Source organism: Caballeronia hypogeia, from assembly GCF_001544875.2.
Taxonomy (GTDB): domain Bacteria; phylum Pseudomonadota; class Gammaproteobacteria; order Burkholderiales; family Burkholderiaceae; genus Caballeronia; species Caballeronia hypogeia.
On the sequence record NZ_FCOA02000030.1, the window covers coordinates 1 to 26,455 of the forward strand.

At 63.7% G+C, this 26,455-nt stretch carries 25 protein-coding genes; 15 read left to right on the plus strand and 10 right to left on the minus strand.

Going from position 1 to position 26,455, the window contains the following annotated elements; all coding sequences use genetic code 11:
* Positions 1 to 728, minus strand: a 728-nt coding sequence (glyA, locus tag AWB79_RS30335) for a serine hydroxymethyltransferase (protein WP_157695881.1), incomplete at its 3' end; no start/stop codon positions are given.
* Positions 729 to 950: 222 nt separating this feature from the next.
* Positions 951 to 1,730 carry an SDR family NAD(P)-dependent oxidoreductase gene (locus AWB79_RS30345; RefSeq protein WP_061171198.1) on the minus strand — a complete coding sequence of 260 codons (780 nt, stop codon included), beginning with the start codon at positions 1,728 to 1,730 and terminating at the stop codon, positions 951 to 953.
* 180 nt (positions 1,731 to 1,910) lie between these two features.
* Between AWB79_RS30345 and AWB79_RS30350 the strand changes: the two genes are divergently transcribed.
* Positions 1,911 to 2,912 (plus strand): helix-turn-helix domain-containing protein, encoded by a 1,002-nt coding sequence (locus tag AWB79_RS30350; RefSeq protein ID WP_061171143.1) that lies wholly within the window; start codon positions 1,911 to 1,913, stop codon positions 2,910 to 2,912.
* A 3-nt stretch (positions 2,913 to 2,915) separates the two neighbouring features.
* Here the strand turns inward: AWB79_RS30350 and AWB79_RS30355 are convergent, their stop codons facing one another.
* Both AWB79_RS30355 and AWB79_RS30360 read right to left on the minus strand, forming a co-directional pair.
* Positions 2,916 to 3,596: a GNAT family N-acetyltransferase gene (locus AWB79_RS30355; protein ID WP_061171144.1), complete on the minus strand. Its 681-nt coding sequence runs from the start codon at positions 3,594 to 3,596 to the stop codon at positions 2,916 to 2,918.
* Between the two features lie 111 nt (positions 3,597 to 3,707).
* Positions 3,708 to 4,295 carry a MarR family winged helix-turn-helix transcriptional regulator gene (locus tag AWB79_RS30360; RefSeq protein WP_061171145.1) on the minus strand — a complete coding sequence of 196 codons (588 nt, stop codon included), beginning with the start codon at positions 4,293 to 4,295 and terminating at the stop codon, positions 3,708 to 3,710.
* Between the two features lie 270 nt (positions 4,296 to 4,565).
* Between AWB79_RS30360 and AWB79_RS30365 the strand changes: the two genes are divergently transcribed.
* The 5 genes from AWB79_RS30365 to AWB79_RS30385 all read left to right on the plus strand — a co-directional run bounded on the left by AWB79_RS30365 (position 4,566) and on the right by AWB79_RS30385 (position 10,569).
* Positions 4,566 to 5,891 carry an MFS transporter gene (locus AWB79_RS30365; RefSeq protein WP_061171146.1) on the plus strand — a complete coding sequence of 442 codons (1,326 nt, stop codon included), beginning with the start codon at positions 4,566 to 4,568 and terminating at the stop codon, positions 5,889 to 5,891.
* A gap of 155 nt (positions 5,892 to 6,046) precedes the next feature.
* Positions 6,047 to 7,021: a PDR/VanB family oxidoreductase gene (locus AWB79_RS30370; protein ID WP_061171147.1), complete on the plus strand. Its 975-nt coding sequence runs from the start codon at positions 6,047 to 6,049 to the stop codon at positions 7,019 to 7,021.
* Between the two features lie 27 nt (positions 7,022 to 7,048).
* Complete coding sequence (locus tag AWB79_RS30375) at positions 7,049 to 8,371, plus strand: Rieske 2Fe-2S domain-containing protein (RefSeq protein ID WP_061171148.1); 1,323 nt, start codon at positions 7,049 to 7,051, stop codon at positions 8,369 to 8,371.
* A complete protein-coding gene (locus AWB79_RS30380) occupies positions 8,371 to 9,543 on the plus strand; it encodes a Gfo/Idh/MocA family protein (RefSeq protein WP_061171149.1) in 1,173 nt (390 codons plus the stop codon). The genes AWB79_RS30375 and AWB79_RS30380 overlap by 1 nt, the downstream gene beginning before the upstream one ends.
* A gap of 33 nt (positions 9,544 to 9,576) precedes the next feature.
* On the plus strand, positions 9,577 to 10,569 hold the full coding sequence (locus tag AWB79_RS30385) for an ABC transporter substrate-binding protein (protein WP_061171150.1): 993 nt from the start codon (positions 9,577 to 9,579) through the stop codon (positions 10,567 to 10,569).
* 3 nt (positions 10,570 to 10,572) lie between these two features.
* Here the strand turns inward: AWB79_RS30385 and AWB79_RS30390 are convergent, their stop codons facing one another.
* Both AWB79_RS30390 and AWB79_RS30395 read right to left on the minus strand, forming a co-directional pair.
* Positions 10,573 to 11,517 (minus strand): amino acid ABC transporter substrate-binding protein, encoded by a 945-nt coding sequence (locus AWB79_RS30390; RefSeq protein WP_061171151.1) that lies wholly within the window; start codon positions 11,515 to 11,517, stop codon positions 10,573 to 10,575.
* A gap of 13 nt (positions 11,518 to 11,530) precedes the next feature.
* Positions 11,531 to 12,835, minus strand: coding sequence for a dicarboxylate/amino acid:cation symporter (locus AWB79_RS30395; RefSeq protein ID WP_061171152.1), 1,305 nt, complete (start codon positions 12,833 to 12,835; stop codon positions 11,531 to 11,533).
* A gap of 186 nt (positions 12,836 to 13,021) precedes the next feature.
* On the opposite strand from AWB79_RS30395, the gene AWB79_RS30400 reads away from it, so the two are divergent.
* Positions 13,022 to 13,498 carry a VOC family protein gene (locus tag AWB79_RS30400; protein WP_061171199.1) on the plus strand — a complete coding sequence of 159 codons (477 nt, stop codon included), beginning with the start codon at positions 13,022 to 13,024 and terminating at the stop codon, positions 13,496 to 13,498.
* Between the two features lie 24 nt (positions 13,499 to 13,522).
* Here AWB79_RS30400 and AWB79_RS30405 read toward each other — a convergent pair whose 3' ends face one another.
* Complete coding sequence (locus AWB79_RS30405) at positions 13,523 to 14,113, minus strand: dimethylsulfonioproprionate lyase family protein (RefSeq protein ID WP_061171153.1); 591 nt, start codon at positions 14,111 to 14,113, stop codon at positions 13,523 to 13,525.
* Positions 14,114 to 14,216: 103 nt separating this feature from the next.
* Entirely contained in the window at positions 14,217 to 15,272 is a 1,056-nt protein-coding gene (locus AWB79_RS30410) for a LacI family DNA-binding transcriptional regulator (protein ID WP_061171200.1), read from the minus strand.
* A 208-nt stretch (positions 15,273 to 15,480) separates the two neighbouring features.
* On the opposite strand from AWB79_RS30410, the gene AWB79_RS30415 reads away from it, so the two are divergent.
* From AWB79_RS30415 to AWB79_RS30440, 6 genes are all read left to right on the plus strand, one after another.
* Positions 15,481 to 16,473 carry a substrate-binding domain-containing protein gene (locus tag AWB79_RS30415; protein WP_061171154.1) on the plus strand — a complete coding sequence of 331 codons (993 nt, stop codon included), beginning with the start codon at positions 15,481 to 15,483 and terminating at the stop codon, positions 16,471 to 16,473.
* Between the two features lie 3 nt (positions 16,474 to 16,476).
* Positions 16,477 to 18,015: a sugar ABC transporter ATP-binding protein gene (locus AWB79_RS30420; RefSeq protein WP_061171155.1), complete on the plus strand. Its 1,539-nt coding sequence runs from the start codon at positions 16,477 to 16,479 to the stop codon at positions 18,013 to 18,015.
* On the plus strand, positions 18,008 to 19,021 hold the full coding sequence (locus AWB79_RS30425) for an ABC transporter permease (protein ID WP_082862512.1): 1,014 nt from the start codon (positions 18,008 to 18,010) through the stop codon (positions 19,019 to 19,021). Before AWB79_RS30420 ends, AWB79_RS30425 begins: the two co-directional genes overlap by 8 nt.
* A complete protein-coding gene (locus AWB79_RS30430) occupies positions 19,018 to 20,037 on the plus strand; it encodes an ABC transporter permease (RefSeq protein ID WP_061171156.1) in 1,020 nt (339 codons plus the stop codon). Before AWB79_RS30425 ends, AWB79_RS30430 begins: the two co-directional genes overlap by 4 nt.
* Positions 20,034 to 20,909, plus strand: coding sequence for a sugar phosphate isomerase/epimerase family protein (locus AWB79_RS30435; RefSeq protein WP_061171157.1), 876 nt, complete (start codon positions 20,034 to 20,036; stop codon positions 20,907 to 20,909). The genes AWB79_RS30430 and AWB79_RS30435 overlap by 4 nt, the downstream gene beginning before the upstream one ends.
* A gap of 81 nt (positions 20,910 to 20,990) precedes the next feature.
* Positions 20,991 to 22,547 carry an AMP-binding protein gene (locus AWB79_RS30440; RefSeq protein WP_082862513.1) on the plus strand — a complete coding sequence of 519 codons (1,557 nt, stop codon included), beginning with the start codon at positions 20,991 to 20,993 and terminating at the stop codon, positions 22,545 to 22,547.
* Here the strand turns inward: AWB79_RS30440 and AWB79_RS30445 are convergent, their stop codons facing one another.
* On the minus strand, positions 22,548 to 23,093 hold the full coding sequence (locus AWB79_RS30445; protein WP_061171158.1) for a DUF488 domain-containing protein: 546 nt from the start codon (positions 23,091 to 23,093) through the stop codon (positions 22,548 to 22,550). It abuts the gene before it with no gap.
* Between the two features lie 408 nt (positions 23,094 to 23,501).
* On the opposite strand from AWB79_RS30445, the gene AWB79_RS30450 reads away from it, so the two are divergent.
* Together AWB79_RS30450 and AWB79_RS40660 are read left to right on the plus strand one after the other, a co-directional pair.
* Positions 23,502 to 23,942 carry a cupin domain-containing protein gene (locus AWB79_RS30450; protein WP_061171159.1) on the plus strand — a complete coding sequence of 147 codons (441 nt, stop codon included), beginning with the start codon at positions 23,502 to 23,504 and terminating at the stop codon, positions 23,940 to 23,942.
* Positions 23,943 to 24,052: 110 nt separating this feature from the next.
* Positions 24,053 to 24,376 (plus strand): hypothetical protein, encoded by a 324-nt coding sequence (locus AWB79_RS40660; protein ID WP_074169454.1) that lies wholly within the window; start codon positions 24,053 to 24,055, stop codon positions 24,374 to 24,376.
* A gap of 90 nt (positions 24,377 to 24,466) precedes the next feature.
* Here the strand turns inward: AWB79_RS40660 and AWB79_RS30460 are convergent, their stop codons facing one another.
* The gene (locus AWB79_RS30460) at positions 24,467 to 26,383 is read right to left on the minus strand and encodes an SMP-30/gluconolactonase/LRE family protein (protein ID WP_061171161.1); all 1,917 of its coding nucleotides are present in this window, start codon (positions 26,381 to 26,383) and stop codon (positions 24,467 to 24,469) included.
* Positions 26,384 to 26,455 lie beyond the last annotated feature (72 nt).

The following is a 26,455-nucleotide window of genomic DNA, read 5'->3' on the forward strand; positions in this document are numbered from 1 at the left end:
TTCATCAGGATGACGCCGCCGCGCGGGCCGCGCAGGCTCTTGTGCGTGGTCGTCGTGACGAAGTCGGCGTGCGGCACGGGGTTCGGATAGAGACCTGCGGCGATCAGGCCCGCGTAATGCGCCATGTCGACCATCAGATACGCGCCGACCGACTTCGCGATCTTCCCAAGGCGCTCGAAGTCGATCTTCAGCGCGAACGCGGAAGCGCCCGCGACGATCAGCTTCGGTTTGTGCTCGTTGGCGAGCGCTTCGGCCGCTTCGTAGTCGATGTCTTCCGCTTCGGTCAGGCCATAGCTCACGACGTTGAACCACTTGCCCGACATGTTGACGGGCGAGCCGTGCGTGAGGTGGCCGCCGTGCGCGAGGCTCAGGCCCATGATCGTGTCGCCGGGCTTGAGCATCGCGAAGAACACGCCCTGGTTGGCCTGCGAGCCGGAGTTCGGCTGCACGTTCGCGGCTTCGGCGCCGAAGATCTGCTTCACGCGATCGATGGCGAGCTGCTCGACCACATCGACATACTCGCAGCCGCCGTAGTAACGCTTGCCCGGATAGCCTTCCGCATACTTGTTGGTCAGTTGCGAGCCTTGCGCGGCCATGACGGCGGGCGACGTATAGTTTTCCGACGCGATCAGCTCGATGTGATCTTCCTGACGGCGGTTTTCATCGGTGATGGCGGCCCAGAGTTCCGGGTCGACGTTTTCAACGGTGCTGATTGCGCGATCGAACATAGTGGATATCCAAGTAGGTGGGATTCAAACGGCTCCGGACGCGCCACACTGAAGGCGTCTCGACAATCGCCATTGCATCGAATTCGGACGCGGCCGGATAGAAGAATTGCGACATGCCGCTGGAATGGCGTGCACGGCGCGAGTGCGAAAAAAAGATCGAAGGTTCGCTTCGCGGCGAAACCTTCGATCCCGTGACCACGCCTGGGCGCTGGAAACGCGGCGCTACACCGCGGAAAAACAGTTGTCGACGAAGAGATGCGTGCCGTTCACGAAGCTCGATTCATCGGAGGCCAGGAACAGCGCGGCGGCGGCCACTTCCGACGGCTCGCACAGCCGACCCTGTTGCTGGGCGATGGCTTCCTCGGTGGCGTCGACGCCCATCGCCTGGAGATCTTTCAGCTCGCGGATGCCGTGCGGCGTGCGGATGAAGCCCGGCGCAAGCGCATTGCAGCGAATGCCGCGATCGCGGTATTCGACGGCGATCGCGCGCGCGAACATGTGGCACGCGCCCTTGGTCGCGTCGTAAAGCACTTCGCCGGGCGTCGCGCAGACGGCGGATATCGACGACGTGCAGACGATGCTGCCGCCGCCCTGTTCGAGCATCTGCGGCAGGACGGCCTGCGTCATCAGGAACATGCTCTTGACGTTCACGCTCATGAGCCAGTCCCACTCGGTCTCCTCGATGTCGAGGAACGGCTTCACGATCAGCGTGCCCGCGTGATTGAAGAGGATGTTGGCGTTGCCATAGGCGTCGCGCGCGCGGGCCACCGCGCGGCGCACGTCCGTCTGATTCGACACGTCCGCGCCGATGCCGATCGCCTGCAGGCCGTCGTCGCGCAGTCTGGACGCGAGTGTTTCCGCCGCGTCGAAATCTCGATCGACAATGGCGACCTTCGCGCCTTGCGCCGCGAACAACGAGGCCGCAGCCGCGCCGCAGCCGCCGGCGCCGCCGCTCACGATGGCGACCTTGCCCGCGAGGCGGCCGTCGAGCTTTACAGTCATGTGCATGTTCTCCGATGGTTCGTTTTCACGCTGTCGACACCGACGTTATGGCGCCGGAAAGCCGTGCACTATCGGATTTCGGCAGCTAAGGGCTTTCCACGAAGCGCGCGCGTCGAGGCTTTTTGGCGCGTGGTCATCCCCGATAGAATCGCGATTTGAACTGCAACACGGCGACTCCCGATGAGCGCGGCATCACATCCGACGACAGGATCAGGCACACGGCGCTTCGCCCGGTCGGTCGCGTTCTCCGCGTTCACCGACGTGGACGAGCAGGCGCGCGCCTTCGATGGCTGGAGCCTCAACTACACGCAGATTTCGGGCGGCCTGTTTCACGGGTCGTCGTCGATCGTGTCGCTGGGCGGCATACGGCTGCTCGTCGAGCATCTGGACAAGGTAATCCTTCAGCAAGGCTCGGTGCCGTCCGACCGCGTGGCCGTGGCCGTGCCGCTGGAACTGGAAGGGCACGCGCGCATGTGTGGCGAGAAGAGCAGCCGCGACAGCCTGCACGTGTTTTCGAGCGGGCCGGAATTCGAGTTCTATTCTCCGGACCGGCATGTGCTGGTGAATGTGGAAATCGAGCCGGACAAGCTCGCTTCCGAGCCGATGCGCGCGCTCGGGGCATCGCTGCTATCGCGGCCGATGTCGCCCCTGATCCCGATGGCCGCCGACGCCGCCGACAATCTGCGCCAGCTTCTCAAGCAGACGCTCGCCGCATCGGCGCAGGCGTCGCCCGGCGAGCAGGCCGATACCGACGAACGCATCGCGCTGCTCGAACGGACGATTCTCTATGCGATCTCCGAGGCCATCTCCGTGATACCCGAGGCGGGCAGCGGCAACGCGCGCCCGACGAAGTACTGGCCGCTCGTCAACGCGGTGCAGGATCGTCTTCAGGACCCGGCGACGTGTCCGCTGTCCATCGCGGAGTTGTGCGTGCAGGTCGGCGTGAGTCGCAGAACGCTGCAATATGCCTTCCAGGAGGCGCTGAACCTGAACCCGATCGCCTATCTTCGCGCGGTCCGGCTGAATCATGTGCGACGCGATCTGCGCCTGGGCGAATCCGTGACATCGGCGGCGACGAAGTGGGGCTTCTGGCATCTGAGCAGCTTCGCGCATGACTATCGCGTGATGTTCGGCGAGCTGCCGTCGGCTGCTTCGAAACGCCATGCGCGCAAGCCGCGCTGACGCTTAAGCCGCGCGCACGAGCTGCGTCAGCATGAACTCGTGACGCAGCGCGAAGCCGAGCCGTTCATACAAGCCGATGGCGCCGGTGTTGTGGCTGAACACGTGCAGGAACGGCGTCTCGCCACGTTGCGCGATCTCCCGGCGCAGCACGTTGATGAGCCGCGCGGCGATGCCTCGCCCGCGCCACTGTTCATCGACGCATACGGCGCTGATCTCGACATGGCCGTCCATTCGCATGCGTTCGCCCGCCATCGCGATGAGACGTCCTTCATCGCGTATGCCGATGTAGTTGCCCATCTCATGCGTGCGCTTGCCGAACGGGCCGGGCCTGGTGCGTTGCGCGAGTTCGAGCATGTCGGGCACGTCTTGCTTGGCGAGGCGGATCATGTCGCGATCGTCGGTGCTTTCGGCGAACCGCTGCGTGTCGATCATCTGATGGATCGTGCCGAGGCGCTGCGCTTCAATCCCTTCGACCTCGATCTCGACGTCACCCGGAGACAACACGGCCGCGCGCTCCTGCGGTTTCAGCATCGCACCGAGCGCTCGCCACGAGTTCGGGCTTTCCGAGTCGACAGCCGCGAAAGGCGCGATATCGGGATCGTAGCGGCGGGCGAGGGCGTCGCCTTCGCCGAGATGCGCCTGCCGCGTGGTCAGCGCGGTCCAGACGGGGCGGTCGAGGGTCATGGTCGTTCTCCGGGCGATGAGTGATCGGGATGGGGATTACTCTAGGCCAGTGGCGTGCGCGACGCTATCGCCGTAAATGACATCTTCGGCATGATTTACGCCAACCCAGGATCAGACATCCTCCAGCGTCTCTCCCCTTTCCGCAATGATCCTTCCGAGCTCGCGCGTAGAAGGCACGCGGCGCATCGGATTCGTTTCTCCCGCCTCATCCTCCGCGAGATTCTCGATGATGGTCAGCAGCACCTTGCGCGCAATCTTGATATCGCGTTCGCTCAGACCCGTCACGCTGATCTCGTTGACCTCTTCCGCCAGCGGCACGAGCTTCTTCTTCAGCGCCCGTCCTTCGGCAGTGAGATACACGTGCATGTTCTTCTTGTTCTCGGGCCGCTGCTGACGCTCGACGAGGCCGAGCTTTTCCATCGCGGTGACGGCCGCGAACGTGGTCGGCGCCATCACGCCCGCCTGTTCGCTCAACTCACGCTGCGTCAGACCGTCCGCTTCCCACAGGATCCGTAAAAAGGTCCAGTGTCCGAACGACACCGAATGCTCCGCGAGCCGCATCTGCAACGCGCGCACCATCGAACGCGTGGCGTCTTTCACGAGGTGCGCCAAGCGGTCGTTCGGCACGGACTCATGCCAGTGGCGCAGCATTTCCTCGGTTTCGCGCGGTGCGCCTTCCCCAGTCTTCTTTCGTGTCATGACGGTAAATTCTTCCAGAGAGCCGGACTTTTCTCATCGACATGATAGCCGTTGAGCCTCTTGTGACGCGCATCCGCGACGCCTCGACACGCGTCTCGGTGCAAACCCGAACTTGTTCGCGCGCCGTCGTCTCCCTACCATTATAGTTAGATATCGAATAAAAACTCCTGATGTCCGGCGGTGGCGGATGAGCCCGCGCGCCGCCGCATCGTCCTCAAGAGAAAAGTGAAACGGAGACGTTTGGTGGCCAAATCCACAGTCACGCAATTCATGTCGGAATCGGACGCAGCGGCGGCGCGCGTCGAGGCCACCTATCACAAGGTCACGTGGCGGCTCATGTCGTTCATTTTCGTGTGCTGGGTGCTGAACTATCTCGACCGCGTGAATGTGAGCTTCGCGCAATTGCATCTGAAGCAGGACCTGGGCCTCTCCGACGCCGCCTACGGTCTGGGCGTGAGTCTGTTCTTCATCGGCTATGTGCTGCTCGAAGTGCCGAGCACGCTCTGGCTCAAGAAGATCGGCGCGCGCCTCACCATCTCGCGCATCATGGTCCTGTGGGGCGGCATCTCCACCGCGATGGCCTTCATGACCACGCCGACGCAGTTCTACATCGCGCGCATTCTGCTCGGCGCGGCCGAGGCGGGTTTCTGGCCCGGCATCATCCTGTATCTGACGTACTGGTATCCGGGTGCGCGGCGTGCGCGCATTACCTCGCGCTTTCTGCTGGCGATCGCGGCGGCGGGCATCATCGGCGGGCCGCTGTCGGGCTGGATCCTGCATAACTTCGTCGATGTGCTCGGCTACAAGGCGTGGCAGTGGCTGTTCTTCCTCGAAGGCCTGCCGGCCCTGCTGATGGGCGTCGTCGCGTTCTTCTATCTGGTCGATCGTCCGCAGGAAGCGCGCTGGCTCGACGACGAGCAAAAGAAGATCATCCTCGATGCGCTCGCAGCCGACCGCGCCGAGAAGAAGCCCGCGAATCATTCGCGTCATCAACTGCTCACGGCGCTGAAGGACCCGCGCGTGTATATCCTCGCGGCGGGCTGGGGCACGGTTCCGTTGTGCGGCACGATCCTCAACTACTGGACGCCGACCATCATCCGGCAAGCGGGCGTCGCGGACGTGCTCAACGTCGGCTTGTTGTCAGCGCTGCCGTACATCATCGGCGCGCTCGGGATGTTCGCGGTCGCGCGCAGTTCCGATGTCACGCTGGAGCGGCGCTGGCACTTCTTCGCGTGCACGGCGGTCGGCGCACTGGGCGGGTTTCTGTTGCCCGTGCTGTCGCACAACACGGCGGCCGCCATCATGTGTCTCGGCATGATCTCCATTTCCTACTTCGGCGCGGCGGCCATCATCTGGTCGATTCCACCCGCCTATCTTTCCGATGACGCGGCCGCCGCGGGCATCGGCGCCATCAGCAGCCTGGGACAAGTGGGGGCGTTCTGCGGGCCGCTCGCGCTCGGCTGGATCAAGACGATGACCGGCAGCCTCGCTATCGGTCTCTCGGCCATCGCCGCGATCGTGGTGCTGGGCGGCCTCGCGGTGCTCATCGGCGTGCCGGCGAACACCTTGCGCGAGCACGCGGAAAAGCACACCTGACATGCAGTATTCGTGTTTCTCGCAGCACGGCGGCGCCTTCGGGCGCCGTTTTCATTTGCAGCGTTCGCCGCGCGTTTCCGGGAAAACCCGCTTGCCTTAAAATAATTAGATATCTAATATAAACGCATGGAGACGAAAGCAGGAGAGCAAGGGAAATGAGCGAGACGGCGAGCAACGAGATGTCTTTCAGGACGCTCGTGGTGACGAAGAAGGAACAGGTGGCGGAGGGCATCGTCAGTTTTGAGTTGCGCGATGCGGATGGACGCGCGCTCGCGCCGTTCACGGCGGGCGCGCATGTGACAGTGCGCGTGCCGAGCGGCGCGAACCGCAACTATTCGCTGTGCAACGATCCGTCCGAAACGGATCGCTACGTGATTGCGGTGAAGCGCGATGCGGCGGGACGTGGCGGCTCGATCAGCATGACGGACGACGTCGCGCAGGGCGACCGCATCGAGGTCTCGGAGCCGCGCAACGAGTTCGGGCTCAACGCGCGCGCGCGCCGCTTCGTGTTCGTCGCGGGCGGCATCGGCATCACGCCGATTCTTTCGATGATGCGTCATCTCAGGTCCACCGGAGAAGCGTCGTTCAAGCTCTATTACCTCACGCGCAATGCGGAGATGACGGCCTTCATCGAAGAGCTTTCGGGCGACGAATGGAAAACCGACGTGGTCATTCATCACGATCACGGCAAGGCCGAAAACGCCTTCGACTTCTGGCCCGTGTTCGAAAAGCCGGGCAGCGGCGCGCATGTGTACTGCTGCGGCCCGCGCGCATTGATGGACGGCGTGCGCGACATGACCGGCCACTGGCCGCAAGGCAGCGTGCATTTCGAGAGCTTCGGCGTGGATCAGTCGCGCGCGGCGGACAACAAGCCGTTCAGCGTGAAGCTCGAACGCTCGGGCCGTTGCTTCGAGATTCCGAAGGACCGTTCGATCCTCGAAATCCTGCGCGACAACGGCATTCGCGCGCCGAGTTCGTGCGAGAGCGGAACGTGCGGATCGTGCCGCACCACGCTGTGCGCGGGTGAAGCGGATCACCGCGACATGGTGCTCGGCGACGACGAGAAAAGCGCGCACATCATGATCTGCGTGTCGCGCGCGAAGAGTGAAGAACTGGTGCTGGATCTTTAACGAACACGTTGGTGGGGAGAAGCAAAGATGCTCACGCATGAAGAGAACGAACTGCTGTGCCGTGTCGAAGGCGATGCGCCGATGGGTCAGATGATGCGTCGTCACTGGACGCCCGTGTGTCTCGTCGAGGAGGTCAGCGAGCCGGACGGCGCGCCCGTCAAGGCGCGCGTGTTCGGCGAGGATCTGGTCGTGTTCCGCGACACCGACGGCAACGTCGGCGTGATGGACGAATACTGCCCGCACCGGCGCGTGTCGCTGGTCTATGGGCGCAACGAGGATTGCGGGCTGCGTTGCCTCTATCACGGCTGGAAGATGGACGTGAAGGGCAACATCATCGAAATGGTGTCCGAGCCTTCGTGCAGCGACATGACGAAGAAGGTCAGGCACAAGGCGTATGAAACGAAGGAGTGGGGCGGCATCGTGTGGGCGTTCATGGGCCCGCAAGACGCGATTCCCGAATTCACGCCGCCCGCATGGGCGCCGACGGAGGACACGCGCGTGAGCATCGCGAAGGCGATCCTGCCGTGCAACTGGGCGCAGGTGCTCGAAGGCGCGATCGATTCGGCGCATAGTTCGAGCCTGCATTCGTCGGACTTCGTGCCGGCGCGCGTCGGCGGCGCGGAGGCGACATCGAAGAACTGGCTGCGTCCGTCGACCGACAAGGCGCCGCGCCTGCAGGTGCATCGCACGAGTTATGGCTTTCGCTACGCGGCGCTGCGCCGGCCGATCCAGAACGCCGCGACGCACGACTACGTGCGCTCGACCGTGTTCGTCGCGCCCGCCACCGCGCTGATTCCGCCGAACAATCTCTACAACGTCGCGAACATCAACGTGCCTTGCGACGACACGAGCACCGCGTTCTATTTCATTGCCTGGGGCCGTCCGGACAAGACGCCGGAAACGGAAACCTGGCGCAAGTTCCTCGGCCAGCAGGTGGGCGCGGACCTCGACGCTTATTACCGTCCGCTGCGCAATCATGAAAACCGCTTCTGGCAGGACCGCGAGGCGATGAAAGCCGGCAACTTCACCGGTATCAAGGGCTTTCCGAATCAGGACATCGCGATGTGGGTGACCATGGGCCCGATCGCCGATCGCACCGAAGAGCGGCTGGGCGCAAGCGACGTGGCCGTGGTCGAGTTCCGCCGCCGCATGCTCGATGCGCTGAAGGAGTTTCAGGCGGGCGAGAGCGCCATCGGCACCGGAGAGAAGGCGATTCCGAAGAGCGTCTGCTCGTTCCAGGCGATGGTGCCGAAGGACACCGACTGGAAGCAATACGCGGCCACGCCGGTATGGGTCGAGTCGCAAGAGACGGCGTCGGAAGTCGAGCCGAACTATCAGGTGCAGGTCTGATGGAGACGATCCGACTCGGCATAGCGGGGCTCGGACGCGCCTTCTCGCTGATGTTGCCGACGTTCATCGCGGATGCGCGCGTGAAGCTCGTCGGCGCGTGTGATCCGCGCGCCACGGCCCGCGCGCAATTCGAAGCGGACTTCGATGCGCCCGCGTTCGAGGACGTCGGATCGCTCGCGCGCATGCCGGAGGTCGATGCGATCTATATCGCGAGCCCGCATCAGTTTCACGCGGCGCACACGCGCATCGCGGCGGCGCATGGCAAACACGTGCTGGTCGAGAAACCGATGGCGCTGTCGCTCGCCGAATGCGACGACATGATCGACGTGTGCCGCTCGGCGAACGTGCATCTGATCGTCGGGCATTGCCACAGCTTCGACACCCCTTATCTGCGCACGCGAGAGCTGATCGCATCGGGCGCGTTCGGCGACGTGAAGATGATCCAGGCGCTCAACTACACCGACTATCTGTATCGCCCGCGCAGGCCGGAAGAGCTGAACACGCAGGAGGGCGGCGGCGCGGTGTTCAGTCAGGCCGCGCATCAGGTGGACATCGTGCGCCTGCTCGCGGGCAGCCGCGCGACGCGCATTCGCGCGGCGGTCGGCAACTGGGATCGCGCGCGCCCCACGGAAGGCGCATACACCGCGACGCTATGGTTCGAGCATGGCGCGTTCGCGACGCTCTCGTACAACGGTTACGCGCATTTCGATTCCGACGAATGGACCGGATGGATCGGCGAGATGGGACAGGCCAAGCACGCCGACGATTACGGTCAGGCGCGCCGCAAGCTCGCGCGCGTGCAATCGAAGGACGAAGAGACGCGCCTCAAGGCCGCAGGCACCTATGGCGGCGAATCGTACCTTGCGCCGTCGCGCACGAAGCCGGATACGCGCGCGCATCAGCATTTCGGGCCGCTGATCGTGTCGTGCGAGCGCGGCGATCTGCGCCCGTTGCCGGATGCGATCTTCATCTACGGCGACGAACGGTGCGAGCGTCATGCGCTGCCCGCGCCACGCGTGCCGCGTGTCGAGGTCATCGACGAACTGATCGCCGCCGTGCATGGCGATATCGCCCCGTTGCACGACGGCGCGTGGGCGCGCGGCACGCTGGAAATCTGCCTTGCGATGCTGCGTTCGAGCCATGAGCAGCGCGACGTGGTCATCGGCGGATAACACGACTATCAGGCTTTCACAGAGGAACGAAGAATGAGCAAGCTCAACTTGTCGATCGCGGTCGGCAACTACGACCGCATGCGGCCGCTGATCGACGGCGAAGTGCAGATCGACGGCGTCGATCCGGTGTTCATGTTGCAGGACCCGGAAGAGATTTTCTTTCGCGCGTTTCGCCACGCGGATTACGACATCTGCGAACTGTCGCTCTCGAGTTACAGCGTGAAGACGGCGGCGGGCACGAGTCCGTATATCGGCGTGCCGGTGTTTCCGTCGCGCGCGTTCCGTCATACGTCCATCTACGTGCGCAACGACCGCGGCATCGATACGCCGCAGGACCTGAAGGGCAAGCGCATCGGCGTGCCCGAGTACCAGCTCACCGCGAATGTGTGGGCGCGTCTGTTTCTCGAAGAAGACCACGGCGTGAAGGCTTCGGATGTGACGTGGATTCGCGGTGGTTATGAGGAGGTGGGTCGCGAGGAGAAGATCAAGCTGAATCTGCCCGCCGATGTGCACCTCGAAAGCGCGCCCGCCAATGCGACGATCTCCGGCATGCTCGCATCGGGCGAGATCGATGCGCTGATCGGCCCGCGCGCGCCGTCATGCTTCACGAACGGCCATCCGCATGTGAAGTATCTCTACGACGATCCGCAGCAGGCCGCGTCCGACTGGTACTCGCGCACGAAGCTGTTTCCGATCATGCATCTGCTCGGCGTGCGGCGCACGCTGGCCGACAAGCATCCGTGGCTGCCGGGCGCGGTGGCGAAGGCGTTCGAGAAAAGCAAGGCTATCGCGCTTGCGAAGCTGAGCGATACGTCCGCCACGAAAGTGACCTTGCCGTTCGTCGAAGAGCAGTTGCGCAACGCGCGCCGCCTGCTGGGCGACGATTTCTGGTCCTACGGCTTCGAGCCGAACCGGCATGTGCTGTCGCGCTTCCTCAAGCGCCATCACGGGGAAGGCTTGTCCAGCAGGCTGCTGCAGCCGGAAAAGCTGTTCCATCCGGCCACGCTCGAAAGCTTCAAGATCTGAGCTTCACTGCGCCTCTCCGCCCGCCATCGTCTCGATGATGCTTTCGAGCTGCGCGCTCATCGGCATGTCGAGGCTCGCGCCGGACGGCAGGCGCTGCAGGAACCAGCGCTTGTATTGCCGCTCGATCTCGCCATCGGCGGCGAGTTCCTGGAACGTGTTCTTCACCACTTGCGCGAGCTGCGGATCGTTCTTGCGATACATGATGCCGTAAGGGTCATACGACAGATAATCGCCGACAACCTGAAACGCGCCTTTCCCCTTGTTCTCGGCGATGAGCCCGTAGAGCAGCACGTCGTCGGTGGCGAACGCCTCGGCCTGGCCGTTCGCCACGCGCGCGAAGCCTTCCGCATGGTCCGGCACGACCTGCAACTGGATGCCCAGCGCGAACTTCCGGTCGATATCGCGCAGCGCCTTTTCGTTCGTCGTGCCGGCCGTCACCGCGACCTTCTTGCCCGCGAGATCGCGGAACGAATGGATCGGCGAGCCTTTCTTCACCATCACCTTGGTGCCGGCGACGAAGAAGATGGGCGAGAACGCCACGCGTTTCTGCCGTTCGAGATTGCTCGTGGTCGAGCCGCATTCCAGATCGACGCGGCCGCTCGCGACCGCCTCCATGCGATTCTCCGGCGTGACCGGCACCCACTGTATCTGCACGTTCTTGTGGATCGCGACCTCGATCGCGGAGACCAGCGCGCGACACAGTTCGATGGAGTAACCAATGGGCTGCCTGCGCGCATCGAGATAGGAGAAGGGCACGGAGGCGTCGCGATAGCCCAGAGCGATCGTGCCGCTGTCGCGCACCTTGGCGAGCGTGCCCGTGAGCGTGGCGGGCGCGTAAGGATCGGTTACGGGCGGCGGCGCCTGGACGTCGTCGGCGGCGCGCGCCACGCAGGCGGCGGCCATCAGCGCGGCGAGCGCCAGCGCCATTCTGAAGCGCTGCGTCTTCATGGTCCGGTCTCCGTCAGACTTCCGCCGGATGCGCGAGCGACGCTTCCTGCTCGGCCTCGATGCGCGCCGCATTGGCTGCCGCGTCCGACTCCGACAAGAGCTCGCCTTCCCACTTCGCCACCACCGCGCTCGCGATGGAATTGCCCACCGCGTTCGTCGCCGAGCGGCCCATGTCGAGGAAGGTGTCGACGCCGAGTATCAGCAACAGCCCCGCCTCGGGAATACCGAACTGGTTGAGCGTCGCCGCGATCACGACCAGCGACGCGCGCGGCACGCCCGCCATGCCTTTCGAGGTCAGCATGAGCACCAGCAGCATCGTGATCTGCGTGCCGAGCGACAGATGCATGTTGTACGCCTGCGCGATGAACAGCGACGCGAAGGTGCAGTACATCATCGAGCCGTCGAGGTTGAACGAGTAGCCCATCGGCATGACGAAGCTGGAGATCTTGCGCTTCACGCCGAAGCGGTCGAGCGCATCGAGTATCTTCGGATAGGCGGCTTCCGAACTCGCGGTGGCGAACGACAGCATGAACGCTTCCTTGATGAGCGCGAGCAGCCTGAAAATGCGCCGGCCGAGAAACACCAGGCCGGCGAGCGCGAGCAGTCCCCATAGCAGGAACAGGCTCAGATAGAAATCCGCCATGAAGACGGCGAACTTGAGCAGGATCGTGAGCCCGTTGACGGCCACGGTGGAGGCCATCGCGGCGAGCACGGCGAGCGGCGCGAGCTTCATCACGTAGCCGGTGATCTTGAGCATCACGTGCGACAACTGGTCGATCGCCGCGAGCAGGATCTTGCCTTTCTCGCCGAGCGCGGCGAGCGCCACGCCGAAGAACATCGAGAACACGACGATCTGCAGGATCTCGTTGTTCGCCATCGATTCGGCGAAGGAGCGCGGCACGCTATGGCCGACGAAATCCTTCAGCGTGAACTTCGCGGTCGCGAGATTCACGGATGCGCCGATATCGGGCAGCGGCAGTCCGAGGTTGTCTCCGGGCCTGAGCAGGTTCGACATCACCAGGCCGAGCAGCAGCGAGACGAGCGAGGCGGTCACGAACCAGGCGAGCGCCTTGGCGAACACGCGCCCGACGGACGCCGCGTCGCCCATATGCGCGATGCCGACCACCAGCGTGGAGAACACGAGCGGCCCGATGACCATCTTGATGAGCCGCAGGAAGATGTCCGACACGAGCGAGATGTAGCCGGCTATCTCGACGGCGGATTTCTTGTCGGGGAAGCTGGTGAAGATCATGTAGCCGACGCCGATGCCGACCACCATCGCGGCGAAGATCCATGTGGCTGCGGAATTCTTCTTCATCTCCAAGCCTCCTTCGTTTGCATGTCAAAAGATTGCATGTCAAATTGCGGATGGAACGGGCGATGCAAGACGGATCGGCATTGCCCCGGACATGAATGCGACGCGTCCGGGTGGCGCGAATGTTCAGATTGTAGCGGCGAAATCCGCGCACTTGATCGATGTTAGCAGTCTCGCAAGGAGATGACGATGGCCGAGCTTGTCACCTGTCTGTGGTTCGATGAAGGCCGCGCGCGCGAGGCCGCGGAGTTCTATGCCGCCACGTTTCCCGATAGCCATGTCGGCGCGGGCCACGCTTCCGCGAAGCCGGGCGTGGGGCAGGGCGCGGAACTGACGGTCGACTTCACCGTGCTCGGGCGGCGCTTCATCGGGCTGAACGGCGGGCCGAACTACAAGGCGAACGAGGCGGTGAGCTTCATGGTCGAGACCGGGACTCAGGAAGAGACCGACCGCTACTGGCGCGCGATCACCGGCAATGGCGGCAAGGAAGCGCCGTGCGGCTGGTGCAAGGACCGCTGGGGCTTTTCCTGGCAGATCACGCCGCGCCGCCTGCTGGAGATATTCACCGGCGCCGACCGCGACGCCGCGCGACGCGCAATGGACGCGATGATGAGCATGAAGAAGATCGATATCGCCGAAATCGAACGCGCGGCAGCGGGCAAGTAAGCCGCCGCCGCGCGGGCGCTGCGCTCAGACCAGCAGGCACCACATCGCGAAAAAGGGCGTCGCGCCGGCGCGCATCGCGTGCAGGTTGTTGCGCACGTTATGGATGCCGCCGCCGATGCCCGGATCGAGCCAGTCGCCGTCGTTTTGCCTGAATTCGCCCGCTGAGAGGAGCACGTAAGCTTCCTCGGGCGGATGGCTGTGATCGGGATAGCGCGTGTGCGGCGCCATTACCGTGAAGCCGAGTTGCAGGTCGTAGCGGCTTTCCGCGCCGCCCGGCCCGCAGATCATGCCGTGCACGTGCGACTCGATCCAGTTCTCGCCGCCATGCTGGCCGGTCGTGCGGCGCGACCAGCCGAGATCGGGTTCGAGCGCTTTCAGCGCCCGCGCGGCCGAGCCGAAGTCCGAAGTCGAATCGACATACGGCGCGAGCGCGGTGTCGAGCCAGTCCTGCGCCGGATAGCGCGTGTGATGCCGCACGCCATCGTCCGATGGCGTTTGCAGCCGTTCGAAAACCTTCGTCGCGACGGCCCGGCCGGCATCCGGCAGCTTTTCCGACTGAAACAGGCCATGGGCGATGCGGATGAAAGTCTCGATCTTCTCGGGACGGCTGGACATGAGATTCCTCGTCGCGTTTGCAGGGAGCTACCGAGTATTGGCGCACGAGCGCGGCGCGTCAACGCGCTTTCTTTTCACGCTGCCATGACTTCCGCGCATGCGGCTAGCGGTCGAACTCCTTCGTCTGCTCAGCCTCCTCGAAGGTCTGGCCGAACGCGGTCGGCACGATCACGACGGAGCGATTCGCGGGATCATGGCGATCGGCGAGCGCGAACGCCTCGGAGATGATCGCCTGCACGTCCTGACGCAACATCGTCACGTCGAAGGGAAGATGCGCCGCGAACGGGTCCCAGTCGAAGCAGCCGACGACCGCCGACTTCCACGCATCGGCCGACAAGGTCGAGGTGAACTGGACCAGCCCCTCGAACGCGGTGATCGAATTCATCAGCAGGCCGGCGGGCAGCCGTCCGAGCCTGTCGTGGCGCGCGGCCAGCGCCTGCCGCGCGGAAGCGGCGTTATAGCCGCAGCATTCGACGGCATCGGGCGCGGGCGCGATGCCGCGTGTCTCGAACGTCTCGCGAAAACCCGCGATGCGCATATCGGTCGCGTATTCCCCCATCACGCCGCCCAGCAGAACGAGTTCCGCCGGCGACGCGCCGCGCGCGAGCAATTTGTCGATCAGCACGTCGGTGATCGCGCGCGCGCCGCCGCGATTGTCGGACACGACCGAAGGCGCGCCGTCGCCGGGAAGATCCAGATTGATCGACGGCACGCCCGCGGCCGCGCACAGCGCATTGAGCGGCGCGGGGTTGCGCACGCCGGCGATGAACAGCAGTTCCACGCGTTGCGACAGGAGCGTTTCGGTGACGCTGACCTCGACCTCGGGGTCGCGCTGCGTGCCCACGACGACGGGACACAGCCCGCGGCTGCGCGCCTGATCCTCGAAGGTCTGCGCGAGCCCCGCGAAGAAGCGGTTGCGGTAATGCGGCAGCACCATGCCGGCGAGCCCCGAGCGCGACAGCCTCAGGCCGCGCGCCTTCATGTTGACGTTGTAGCCGAGCTTGCGCGCGCTCTCGAGAATGCGCGCGGCCGTCTCCTCCTTGATGCGATAACGCGTCCAGGTGCCGTTCAGCACCATGCTGACTGTCGATGTCGACGAACCCGTCGCCTTCGCGATGTCGTAGATCGTCGACTTCTTTGCTGGGGTATGGCTGACCATCAAACTCGCTCCGCTGCCGTGCGTTCGCCGTCCCCGGACGATAAGGGTTTGTCCGGGTCGACCCTGTTGCTGAATAGATTCAGCATACCTCAACCCGGTTTGCTGAATGGATTTAGCAATATTGCATGGCAACACACCGGCGCATCTGGAAATCCGAACACTCAACCGGGCGACCGCCAGACGAGTGCGTACGCCCTTCGGAGGAGACATGAAGAAGAATCTGATTCGCATGTTGTGCGCAGGTGTGGCCGCGTGTGCGCTGGCGATGAACGTCGCGTCGGCGTCGCCCGACAAGCCCGTGATCGGCGTGGTCGTGAAGATCGGCGGCATTCCGTGGTTCAACGCGATGGACGCGGGCATCAAGAAGCGCAGCCAGGAGCTGGGCGTGAAGGCGTTCATGGTGGGCCCGACGAGCGCCGATCCCGCGCTGCAAGTGCGCGCGATCGAAGACCTGATCGCGCAGAAGGTCGATGTGATCGGCGTCGTGCCGAACGATGCCGAAGTGCTCGAACCCGTGTTGCAGCGCGCCCGCGCGGCGGGCATCAAGGTCATCACGCACGAGTCGCCGAAGCAGAAGAACGCCGACTGGGACTTCGAGCTGGCCTCCGTGAAGGGCTTCGGCGAGGCCTATGCGAAACGTCTGGGCGAAGCGCTCGGCGGCAAAGGGGAATACGCGGTGTTCGTCGGCTCGCTGACGGTGCCGCTGCACAACGCATGGGCCGATGCCGCCATCGCCTACATCAAGGCGAACTATCCGGGCATGACGCTGGTGGGCGACCGTTACGGCGTGGCCGAAGACGTCGATGCCTCGCGCAAGACGGCGCTCGACCTGATGCGCGCCCATCCGAACCTGAAGGCGATTCTCGCGTTCGGCAGCCAGGGGCCGATTGGCGCCGCGCGCGCGGTTCAGGAAAAGCAGATGAAGGGCAAGATCCTCGTGCTCGGGCCGTTCTCGCCAGGGCAAGGGCGGCGCCTCGTGCATGACGGCGTGCTCACCGGCGGCTACATGTGGAATCCGGAGCAGGCGGGCGAAGTGTTCGTGACGCTCGGCACGATGGTCGCGAAGGGGCAGCCGATCAAGGACGGCACCAACATTCCGGGCCTGGGCGTCGTGCATCCGGACGGACACAACCTGATCGTCGATCAGCTCGTCGATCTTAACGCCAAGACCGTCGACGATCTCGCCAAGTCGGGACTCTGATTCATGAATCAGGCAGCATTCACCGATACAGCGCCGGCCGCGCCGCAAGCCGGCCGCGCGCCCTTGCTGCAACTCGACAACATCTCGAAGGTGTTCGGCGGCGTGAAGGCGCTGAGCGCGGTGAAGTTCGATGTCATGCCCGGCGAAGTGCTGTGCCTCGCGGGCGAGAACGGCTGCGGCAAGAGCACGATCATCAAGATCATCAACGGCGTGTATCAGCCGGAGCCGGGCGCGGTGATGCTGATGGACGGCCAGTCCATCGAAGGGCTCGATCCCGCGAAGGCGCGCGAACTCGGCATTCAGGTGATCTGGCAGGACCTCGCGCTGTTTCCCGAGATGACGGTCGCGGAGAACATCGCGTTCGAGCAGAACCTCGGCGCGCGTCCGCGCTTCGTCAACTACGGCACGATGAAGGACGCGGCGCGCAAGATTCTCGCGCGGCTCGGCGTGAGCATCGATCTGAATCGTTCGGTGCGCGCGCTGTCGATCGCGCAGCGGCAGATCGTCGCCATTGCGCGGGCGCTGGTGCGCGATGCGCGCCTCGTGTTCATGGACGAGCCGACCGCCTCGCTCAGTCACGCGGAGACGCAGGCGCTGCTCGAAATCGTGCGCAGGCTGTCGGCGGACGGCATTGCCGTGGTGTTCGTCAGTCATCGGCTCGCCGAAGTGCTCGAAGTGTGCACGCGCGTGACCGTGCTGCGCGATGGCCAATACGTCGGCACGTTTCCGACGCAAGGCATGACGCAGACGCGGCTCACCGAACTGATGACGGGCCGCACCTTCGACTACGCGATTCGGCAGACGGACCTGTCCACCGCGCCGGTCGTGCTGGAAGTGCAGAGCTTGTCGCGTGGGCGGGAATACGCGGACATCTCGCTCAGGATCAGAAAGGGCGAGATTCTCGGCCTGACCGGACGCCTCGGCGCGGGCCGCACTGAACTGGCTTTGTCGCTGTTCGGCATGACGCGGCCGCGCGCGGGCACGATCCTCCTCGAAGGCCGCGCGATCGCGCTGCGCTCGAACCGCGATGCGATTCGCGCGGGCATTGCATACGTGTCGGAAGATCGCTTGTCGCTCGGTCTCGTGCAGCCGCAGTCGATCGGCGACAACACGGTCGCGGCCGTGCTCGACGATCTGCTCGACGGCACGCGCCTCATCTCGTCGAAGAAGCGCAATGCGTTGATAAAAGACTGGATCGCGCAACTCGCCGTGAAAATCGGCAAGCCGGACGATGCCGTATCGACCTTGTCGGGCGGCAATCAGCAACGCATCGTGCTGGCGAAGTGGCTCGCGACCAATCCGAAGCTGTTGATCCTCGATTCGCCGACGGTCGGCGTCGACGTGGGCGCGCGCGCCGGCATCTTCGCGATCATCCACAAGCTCGCGGCGCAAGGCATGGCGATCCTGCTGATCTCCGACGAAATCCCCGAGGTCTATTTCAACGCCGACCGCATCCTGCACATGCGAAATGGCCGCGTCGTCGGGCAATACGCGCCGGGCGCGACGACCATGGAAAACATCGAGCGAGACGTCCATGCCTGATCTGCGCAAATTCGGCATCGGTTCGATCGAGGCGCTGCTGATGCTCGTCATCCTCGTGATGATGATCGGGCTCAGCGTGAGCACATCGACCTTTCTCACGCTGTCGAATCTCTTCGACCTGCTCAATCAAAGCTCCGTCAACATCATCTTCGCGGTGGGCTTGCTGGTCGTGCTGATCGCGGGCGGCATCGACATTTCGTTCGCGGTGGGCGCGTCGGTCGTGCAGTACCTCACCGCGCTCACGGTGATGCGGCTCGGCGGCGGCAACTGGGCGCTCGGCTTCGTCGTCGCGGCGTTTTTCGGCTTTCTCCTCGGCGCGATCAACGCGACCATCATCTATCGCTTTCGCATCGTGTCGATCGTGGTGACCATCGCCACGTTCAACGTGTTCTTCGGCGGGCTGATGTTCCTGACCGGCGGCGTATCGATCTACGATCTGCCGGACTGGTGGGTCGACCGCGTGTCGATCGTGCATATCGATACCGCGAGCGGCGCGGCGACGCTCGCGCTGCCCGTCGCGGTAATGGTCGTCATGGTCGCGGCGACATGGTTCCTGTTGCGCCGCACGACCACCGGACGCCAGCTCTACGCAATGGGCGACAACCCGGAAGGGGCGCGCCGCGTGGGCGTGAACATCGGCGCGATGCACTACGTCGCGTTCGGCTGGCTCGGCATGATGGCGGGCATCGCCGGATTGATGCAGGCCCACTACGTGCAGGAAGTCGTGCCCAACGCGCTGTACGGCCGCGAACTCGATGTGCTCGCCGCCGTCGTGCTCGGCGGCGCGCGACTGGGCGGCGGACGCGGCACGATTCTCGGCGCGATCCTCGGCATCCTGCTCACCGCCATCACCGCGAACGGGCTGAACCTGCTCGGCATCTCGCCGTACGCATTCAAGATGATCATCGGCGCGATCATTCTCGTCGCCATCACCTTGTCGAGCGGCGGCTTCGCGAAGCTCGTCGGTGCGCGCATGGCGTCGCAAGGGGCAAAGGCATCGTCATGAAAACGCGCGCGTCCGAATCGTTCATTCCCGCCGATGTCGCGGGGCTGCTCGGCTTTCTCGTCATCGTGATCGCGGGCATGAGCTTCGCCTCCGACCGCTTCTTCACGGCGGGCACGTTCGTTTCCGTGGCATTCCAGTTGCCGGAGCTCGGCTTCTTCACGCTCGCCATGCTGATGCCGCTGATCTCCGGCGGCTTCAATCTCGCGGTGACCTTCACGGCCAACATCTCCGGCCTCGCGATGGCCTACGTGCTGCACACGCACGGCGGCGCGGACGCGGGCGCGGGCACGGTGCTGCTCGGCATCGTCGCGGCGCTGGCGACGGGCGCGGTGTCGGGCTGGGTGATGGGCGCGGTGATCGCGCGCACCGGCGCGAGCCCGATTCTCGTCTCGCTCTCGATGATGATCTTCCTGCGCGGCCTGGGCGAATTCCTCACGCACGGCGGCGATATCTCGGGCTTTCCGCCGTTCGTGCGCGAGATGGGCAACGGCGTGTTTCTCGGCGTGCCGATTCCGCTGTGGATTTTCATCGGCTGCGCGCTGCTCTGGCATGTCGTGATGACGCGCTCGCGGCTCGGCTTCGCCACGCGCATGGTCGGCAGCAATCTCGAAGCCACGCGCTATTCCGGCATTGCGACGACGCGCGCGGTCACGCGCATCTACATGTTGTCCGGGCTGATGTGCGGCGTCGCGGGCGTGGTGATGGCTGCGCAGTTCAACTCGGTGCGCGTGGGACACGGCGAGGCTTTTCTGCTCATATCCGTGCTCGCATGTTTTCTGGGGCGCGTCGATCCGTTCGGCGGCTTCGGGCGCGTCGCTCCGGTGGTGATTGCGCTGGTGATTCTTCAGGTCATCGCGTCGGGGCTGAATCTGCTCGGCGCGAATCAACATCTCGCGACGGCGCTGTGGGGCGTGTTCCTGCTGGTCGTGATGCTGATCCGTTGGGCGTGGGCCAACGGCATTTCAAAAATCTGGGTCCGCAGGCGCGTGACCACACCGGAGGGAGTTGCACGATGAACAAGCTTGGCGTACATGCACTGGTCTGGGCCGGCGATCTGACGCCGGAATCGACCCGCAAGGTGATCAGCCAGACCAAGGCCGCCGGTTTCGATCTGGCCGAGCTTTCGCTGCATGGCCCGAAGGTCATGGACCTCGCGCTCACGCGCGATTTGCTGCAGGAACATGAACTCGATATCGGCTGCTCACGCGGTCTCACATTCGAAGCCGATGTCTCCAGCGAAGATGCCGCGACGGTCGCGCGCGGCGTCGCGTTGCTGGAGGAAGGCATCACGATCACCGCGGAACTGGGCGGCGGGTATTTCGGCGGCATTCTTTATGGCGCGATGGCGAAGTACTCCGCGCCGGTCACGAAGCAGGGCCGCCGAAATGCGATCGATTCGCTCAAGCGCATCGCGGAATTCGCGCAGAAGAAGAACGTGACCTTAGGGCTGGAAGTGGTGAACCGGTATGAAAGCAATCTGCTGAATACGGCGCAGCAGGCGCTCGCCTTGATCGATGAAGTGGATGCGCCGAATGTCGTCGTGCATCTCGATACGTATCACATGAATATCGAGGAGGCGGACTTCATGCAGCCGGTCCTGCAATGCGGCAAGCGGCTGGGTTATGTGCATATCGGCGAGAGCAATCGCGGTTATCTCGGCTCCGGGACCATCGACTTCTCGCAGTTCTTCCACGCTCTAGCGATGATCGACTATCAGGGTGTCGTGACCTTTGAAAGTTTTTCATCGACGGTGGTGAACGAGCAGTTGTCGAACGCGCTTGCGATCTGGCGCAACCTGTGGGACGACGGCATGGACCTCGCGAAGCATGCGCGCGAGTTCATGGCGGGCGGGATCAATGCGGCTGCGAAGGCGCGGGCGCATCACTAATCGGTCCGGCGCGAGGCCTCATTCTTATCTCATTCTGCACGGCCACACTGCATCCATCGCTCATGAAGAAGGGATGCAATCATGGAAACCCGTGCCGAAACGCCGTACCGTTCTTATGTCGATGTGCTGCTCGATCGCCTCGACCAGCACGCCGATCGCGCCGTGCTGCGGTATCTCGATCGCGATGTGACCGGCGGCGCGTTGAGCGCATCGATCCATCGATACGCGCTCGCGTTGACGACACTCGGCATCGGGCGCGGCTCGCTCGTCGCGCTGTTCGCGCCGAATTGTCCCGACGCGCTCGCCATTCGCTATGCGGCGAACCTGCTGGGCGCGGCAGCGATGTTTCTTCCGGCTATTTCCTCGGCGGAACGGCGCGCCGCGTTTCTGAGCCGCATCGCGCCGACCTTGCTCGTCGCCTTCGAAGAGACCGCGGACCTCGTGCCCACGCGCCCGGAGACGCGCGTCGTCTATGTCGGCACCGGTCCGGCGCGACTGCGTCTGGACATTCGCGCGCGCGTGCAGCCGGATCAGCAAATCGAGAGCAGCGCCCGCCCCGACGATCTCGCGATGATCGCGTCCTCCGGTGGCTCGACCGGCGTCCCGAAAGCGAGCCTTCGCAGCTTCGCCGCGTATTCGGCGATGGTGAGCGCGCCGAGCGCCGCAGACCGCCGCCAGCTCGTGAACGGGCCGCTCGCGTATCTGTCGCAAGTGCTCGTGGACAACACATTGCTGGGCGGCGGCACGGTCGTGCTCGAGCCCGGCTACGATCCGGCCGACACGCTCGCGACGATCGAAGCCGAAGGCATCACCGACCTGCTTCTGGTCGAGCCGCAGCTCTTCGAAACAATGGACCATCCGGACGTGCGCCGGCGCGATCTGTCGTCGCTGCGCTCGATCGCGCATATCGGCGGATCGGCTCCAGCCATTCTGCGACGCCGCGCGATTTGCCGCCTCGGCCCGGTGCTCACGCACCTTTACGGCGCGAGTGAAGCGGGGCTCGTGAGCGTGTTGTCACCATCGGACTATCTGGGCGACCCAGGCTTGCTGGATAGCGCTGGGCACATCCGCACGGGCGTCGACGTGCGCATTCGACGCACCAACGGCCGGTTCGCGCGACGAGGGCAGTGCGGCGGCATAGAAGTGAAGTCCGCGGCGGTGGCGCAGGGCTATCATCATCAGCCTGTCGAGGCGGCGCGGAAGTTTCGTGACGGCTGGTGTCTGACGGGCGACATCGGCTTCATCGATGAAAAGGGCAATCTGCACATACTGGGCCGCGCGGCCGATGTCGCGGAGATCGATGGCGTCGCTATCGGTCCCGCGCAGCTCGAAGGGCCGCTATGCGCATTGCCCGAAGTGCGTTATGCGGTGGCCGTCGCGTCGGATGACGCCGCGTGCGGTCCGGCGTGGAATGTCGTGCTCGTGCCGTGGCCGGGCATGCAGATCGAAATCGCGCGTTGCCGGCGCGCGCTCGAAGCGGCGTGCGGCGCGCTTGTCGCGCAGGCGGTGCGAATGCGCGTGGTCCTCCATGTGCCGCTAACCGAGCAGGGCAAGGCCGACCGCGCCGCCATCGGAAGGATCTGCGAGGCCGAATCGGACCCGCGCATCATGCAGGAAGAAGCGGTATTCAGCATGTGATCACGCGTTCGGATGTGCAGCCGGATATCGAACGGTATCCGGCGCGCGGACCGACGCGCCTTTCGTCAAATGCGCTTCCTCGATGCGGTCATCGCCCATCAGATGAAACACGGTCTCGCCGCGCGCCAGCAGATAGTCCGCGACGATGCGCCGGTGACAACGCCACCACACCGCCTCCGAGCACATCACGGCGCTTCGTTTTTTGCGGCCCAAACTGATCAACCGCGCGAGGCCGTTTCGGAAGCCATCCGATAGCGCGTAGTCCGCGTAGTTGTGAAAGCTGCGGTTCTCCCAGAAGCCGTTCACGTCGGGCGCAACGTCTTTTGCCTTATGGCGCAAACCACCCAGTTCGGCGATCCGCTCATAACTTATTTCATAAGGCGCGAGACTTTCGGGAAGCGTATCTTCGTTGAATTGCGGATTGGTCCGCGATCTTGGAATCGTACGGATATCGACGACCGCCTCGACCTTCGCTGCTTGCAGCAGCGCGGCGAATTCCTCGATGGTCCGCGTCGAATGTCCGATCGTGTAGAAGGGCAATGCCATAACTCTTTCGCTAAAGAGATCACACGATTCGATGATATCGCCACTCGAAAAAACGGACATTCGCTGCTCGTTCCATGATTATTCGGACGTGAGCGCGGTATGGATGTTATGGAACCTTTTTGCGCCGATTGCGCCGAATGACACATAGACGGCTGGACGGGTGCATCCATTTCCCGGATCAATGACGTGTCTTCCATATGGACATCGTGATCCGTGACGCGTGATCGTTGCGTTTCAAGCGCGTTCCCCGCGCGTTACATGCTCGCTGCGAATTGTGAAGCGCAGGCGTACACCGGCCGTATCGTGTGTCCGGCATCGCTTTGCCACGGACCCACGCGCCGAATAAAAGCGAGCGGACGTTCTTCTTGCCGCACTTACGTCCCTTCACGGGCACGTAGAGGAATTTCCATGACAAATCCCACTTTCGAGTCCGTCCGTCTGGACGATGTAGTACTGAAACCAGACCCGATCGACCCGGCGTGGATTCTCGAAGGCAACCCCGTTGCCCGCAGCGGCCAATGGTCGCAAAGCCGCGACACGACCACTTCCTACTGGGTCTGGGACTGCACGGCCGGCCGTTTCAACTGGTATTTCGATTCCGATGAAACGGTGTACGTGATGGAAGGCGAAGTAATCGTCGCTTCCGACGGACAGGAACCGCGCTCGCTGCGCGCAGGAGATGCGGCGATTTTCTACGCCGGAACGCACGCCGAATGGAACGTTCCTGTCTATGTGCGCAAGAGCGCCGTGCTTCGTCCTCATCTTTCCAAGCCCGTGCTGTTTGCGCTGAAACTGAGCCGCAGGATCGGTCGAAGGTTCGGCGGATTCGGCTCGCACTCATCCGCGTAAATCGATCAGGCGTTCGATAAAACGCGCGGCACGATGTTTGCGCCACTCACGATCATGTGGACGGTTATCGTCTGCGTTTATTTTTCCATCCGATCAAGGAGGAACCGATCATGAGCAAGGCAATCAGCACGTTGATCGCGGCCGTTGCCGCACTCACGCTGTCGGGCGGCGCTTTTGCGCAAGCGGCTGGAGGCGGCACGAGCGGCGCCGGTTCGACCGGCAGCACGGCGAGCCCGGCGAACCAGGTAAACGGCGCCACGGGCGGAACCGGCGGGTACGGCACGCCGGGCGTCACCCATTCGGACAGCGGTATGTCCGCGAAGCCTAACTCGGGCCTGCCGAGCAGTACGAACAGCGGTACGTCCGACAACAGCGCCCCCCAGAGCAATAACACGTTGGCCACGCCGAGCGTCAAGTCCCCGGCTGCTCAATGACGGCGAGCACTTTCCTGGCGTGATGAATGTGGACGCTGCCCTGACGGGCAGCGTCGCCTTATCGTCTCAAGGCTAGTCTCAGGCACGCGCTCACGGATTCCAGCGATAAACAACGATGCTGGAGCCGTTGTAATTGTCCTTGGTGATCAGATATTCGCCGTTCGATCGGCGATACGACCTCAGGCCGTACATCGAGTCCACGTCATTGCCTACATATACGGTATCCGGGCTGCTATTGGCGAGCGTGGCGTCGAGGCTGCCGGTGGATAGATTGAAAGCGTCGATGTTGGGTACGGTGTGTACGTATCCCACGAACAGATAGTTGCCCGCTGCGGTTATCGACTTCGGATTGGGAGCGGTGATCTTGATCACGGGATCAGGCGCGGTCGTGTTGCCTGCCAGCCAGCCGTGGTACACCTCGATCCTCGTTCCTATCGCTGTCCAGTCCGCGCTTCCAACTATGCCTTGCGCGAGAATCATCGTGTCGCTATCGGGCAAGTAGATGATTCGCGATAGCGGGGCAACGGTGCGCGGAATGGCGGTGGCGATGCCCGCTCCCCATGCCGGCTTGCCGCCGGCGTCGAAGCCCGTCAGCGGGTAATGCCAGATGGCATTCGTCTTGTCGAGGCCGGCCCAGATGCCGCCCTTGCTGTCGAGACAGAATCCGTTTCTTATCCTCGCCGCCGTGTTGAACGCCGCTCCGGGAATCGATGCGTCCGGTATTGCGACATAGCCATTCGCGGCATTGAAGTGGAATAAATAAAAGATGTCCGGGTTCTGACCGGCCGCAACGAGAATCCGATTTGCGCCGACTGCGGCGAGCTGGGCGAAATGCTCACCGCGTCCCTGGTCGTTCATATCGATACGCGGATCGGACGGGTATGAAAACGGATCGACGGTATTCGCGACGAAGCTTCCTCCCGCAGTGCCCGAATAGATGTTGGTGCCGCCGTAGAGATATGCGCCATCGGTGAGCGGATCGGGTGCGGCGATTCCCTCGAAGTTCAGCGACTGCAACGCGTAGCGGAAGCGGCCCGCGTAGTCATAAGCATGCAGGTCCGTGCCCCCGTTGCGCCCGAGATCCCAGGTTCCGCCCCATGGGTTGTTCAACACGTAGAGATTGCCGGCGGCGTCCTTGCCGAGACCGGTTATACGCGTGAACCGTTTCGGTCCCACCTGACCCTTCGTTCCGGTTGACGTATCGAGGTATCCGCCCCTGACTCCGAATGTTCGCACCAGGAAGGGCGCCGCCGAGACGTCATAGGACTTCACGTCCATGTCCGGCCCTTGATCGCCGATCAGGAGGTGCTGCTTCGCGGGATCGAAGTAGAGCGCTGACGGGCGCGCGCTCGCGCCGAGATCGATGGCTCCCAGCATCGCGCCCGTGGGGCTCATATGCTGCACCGTACCTGTGGCCCGCTGCGCGATCCACAGGTTGCCTTGCGTATCTGTCGCGAGTGCGCCTGGACCGGTGACGGCGAGGTCCCGAACCCAGGTCCCCGCGGTGGTGTAGATACGCACGCGGTTCCCGGGAAAGTCACTCGCGTAGAGAAACTGTTGCCACGTCGCGAGTCCGGTGATCACATCGGCCCATCGTTCAGTCGTGTCCGCGCTGACCGCGATCGTCAGGTCGCGCGCATGGGTCACGCGATCGTAGCGGCCAACGGCGCCGCTGCCATCAGTCCCATTGAACTGAAGCGCCGCGAAGAGGTGAGAAGCATTGCCCGTAATGGCGCCGCCCTGGAATTCGGCGTGCTCTCCAATGGACCCCGCGCTTTGGCCATTCCGGTATATGGCGATGCCACCTTCGTTTTCGTCCCACATGGACGCCGTATAAACGACGCCCTCGGGCGCTACCCACATGGAACGCGCCGCGTTCCCTACGTGAGCGGCGTCGGTCCCGAAGGTATTCGCCACCCAGTCGGTCGTGTACTGCTGCGCATGACACTGCGATGACGCCGCCGCGATCAGCAAGGCCGCGACGAATACAGCATGGATTCCCTTCATGACTCTGCTCCGTTTGCGCCTTGCGCAGCCGCGAGGCAGGCGGAACTCTAACAGTTGAAAGTTTCACGGCGT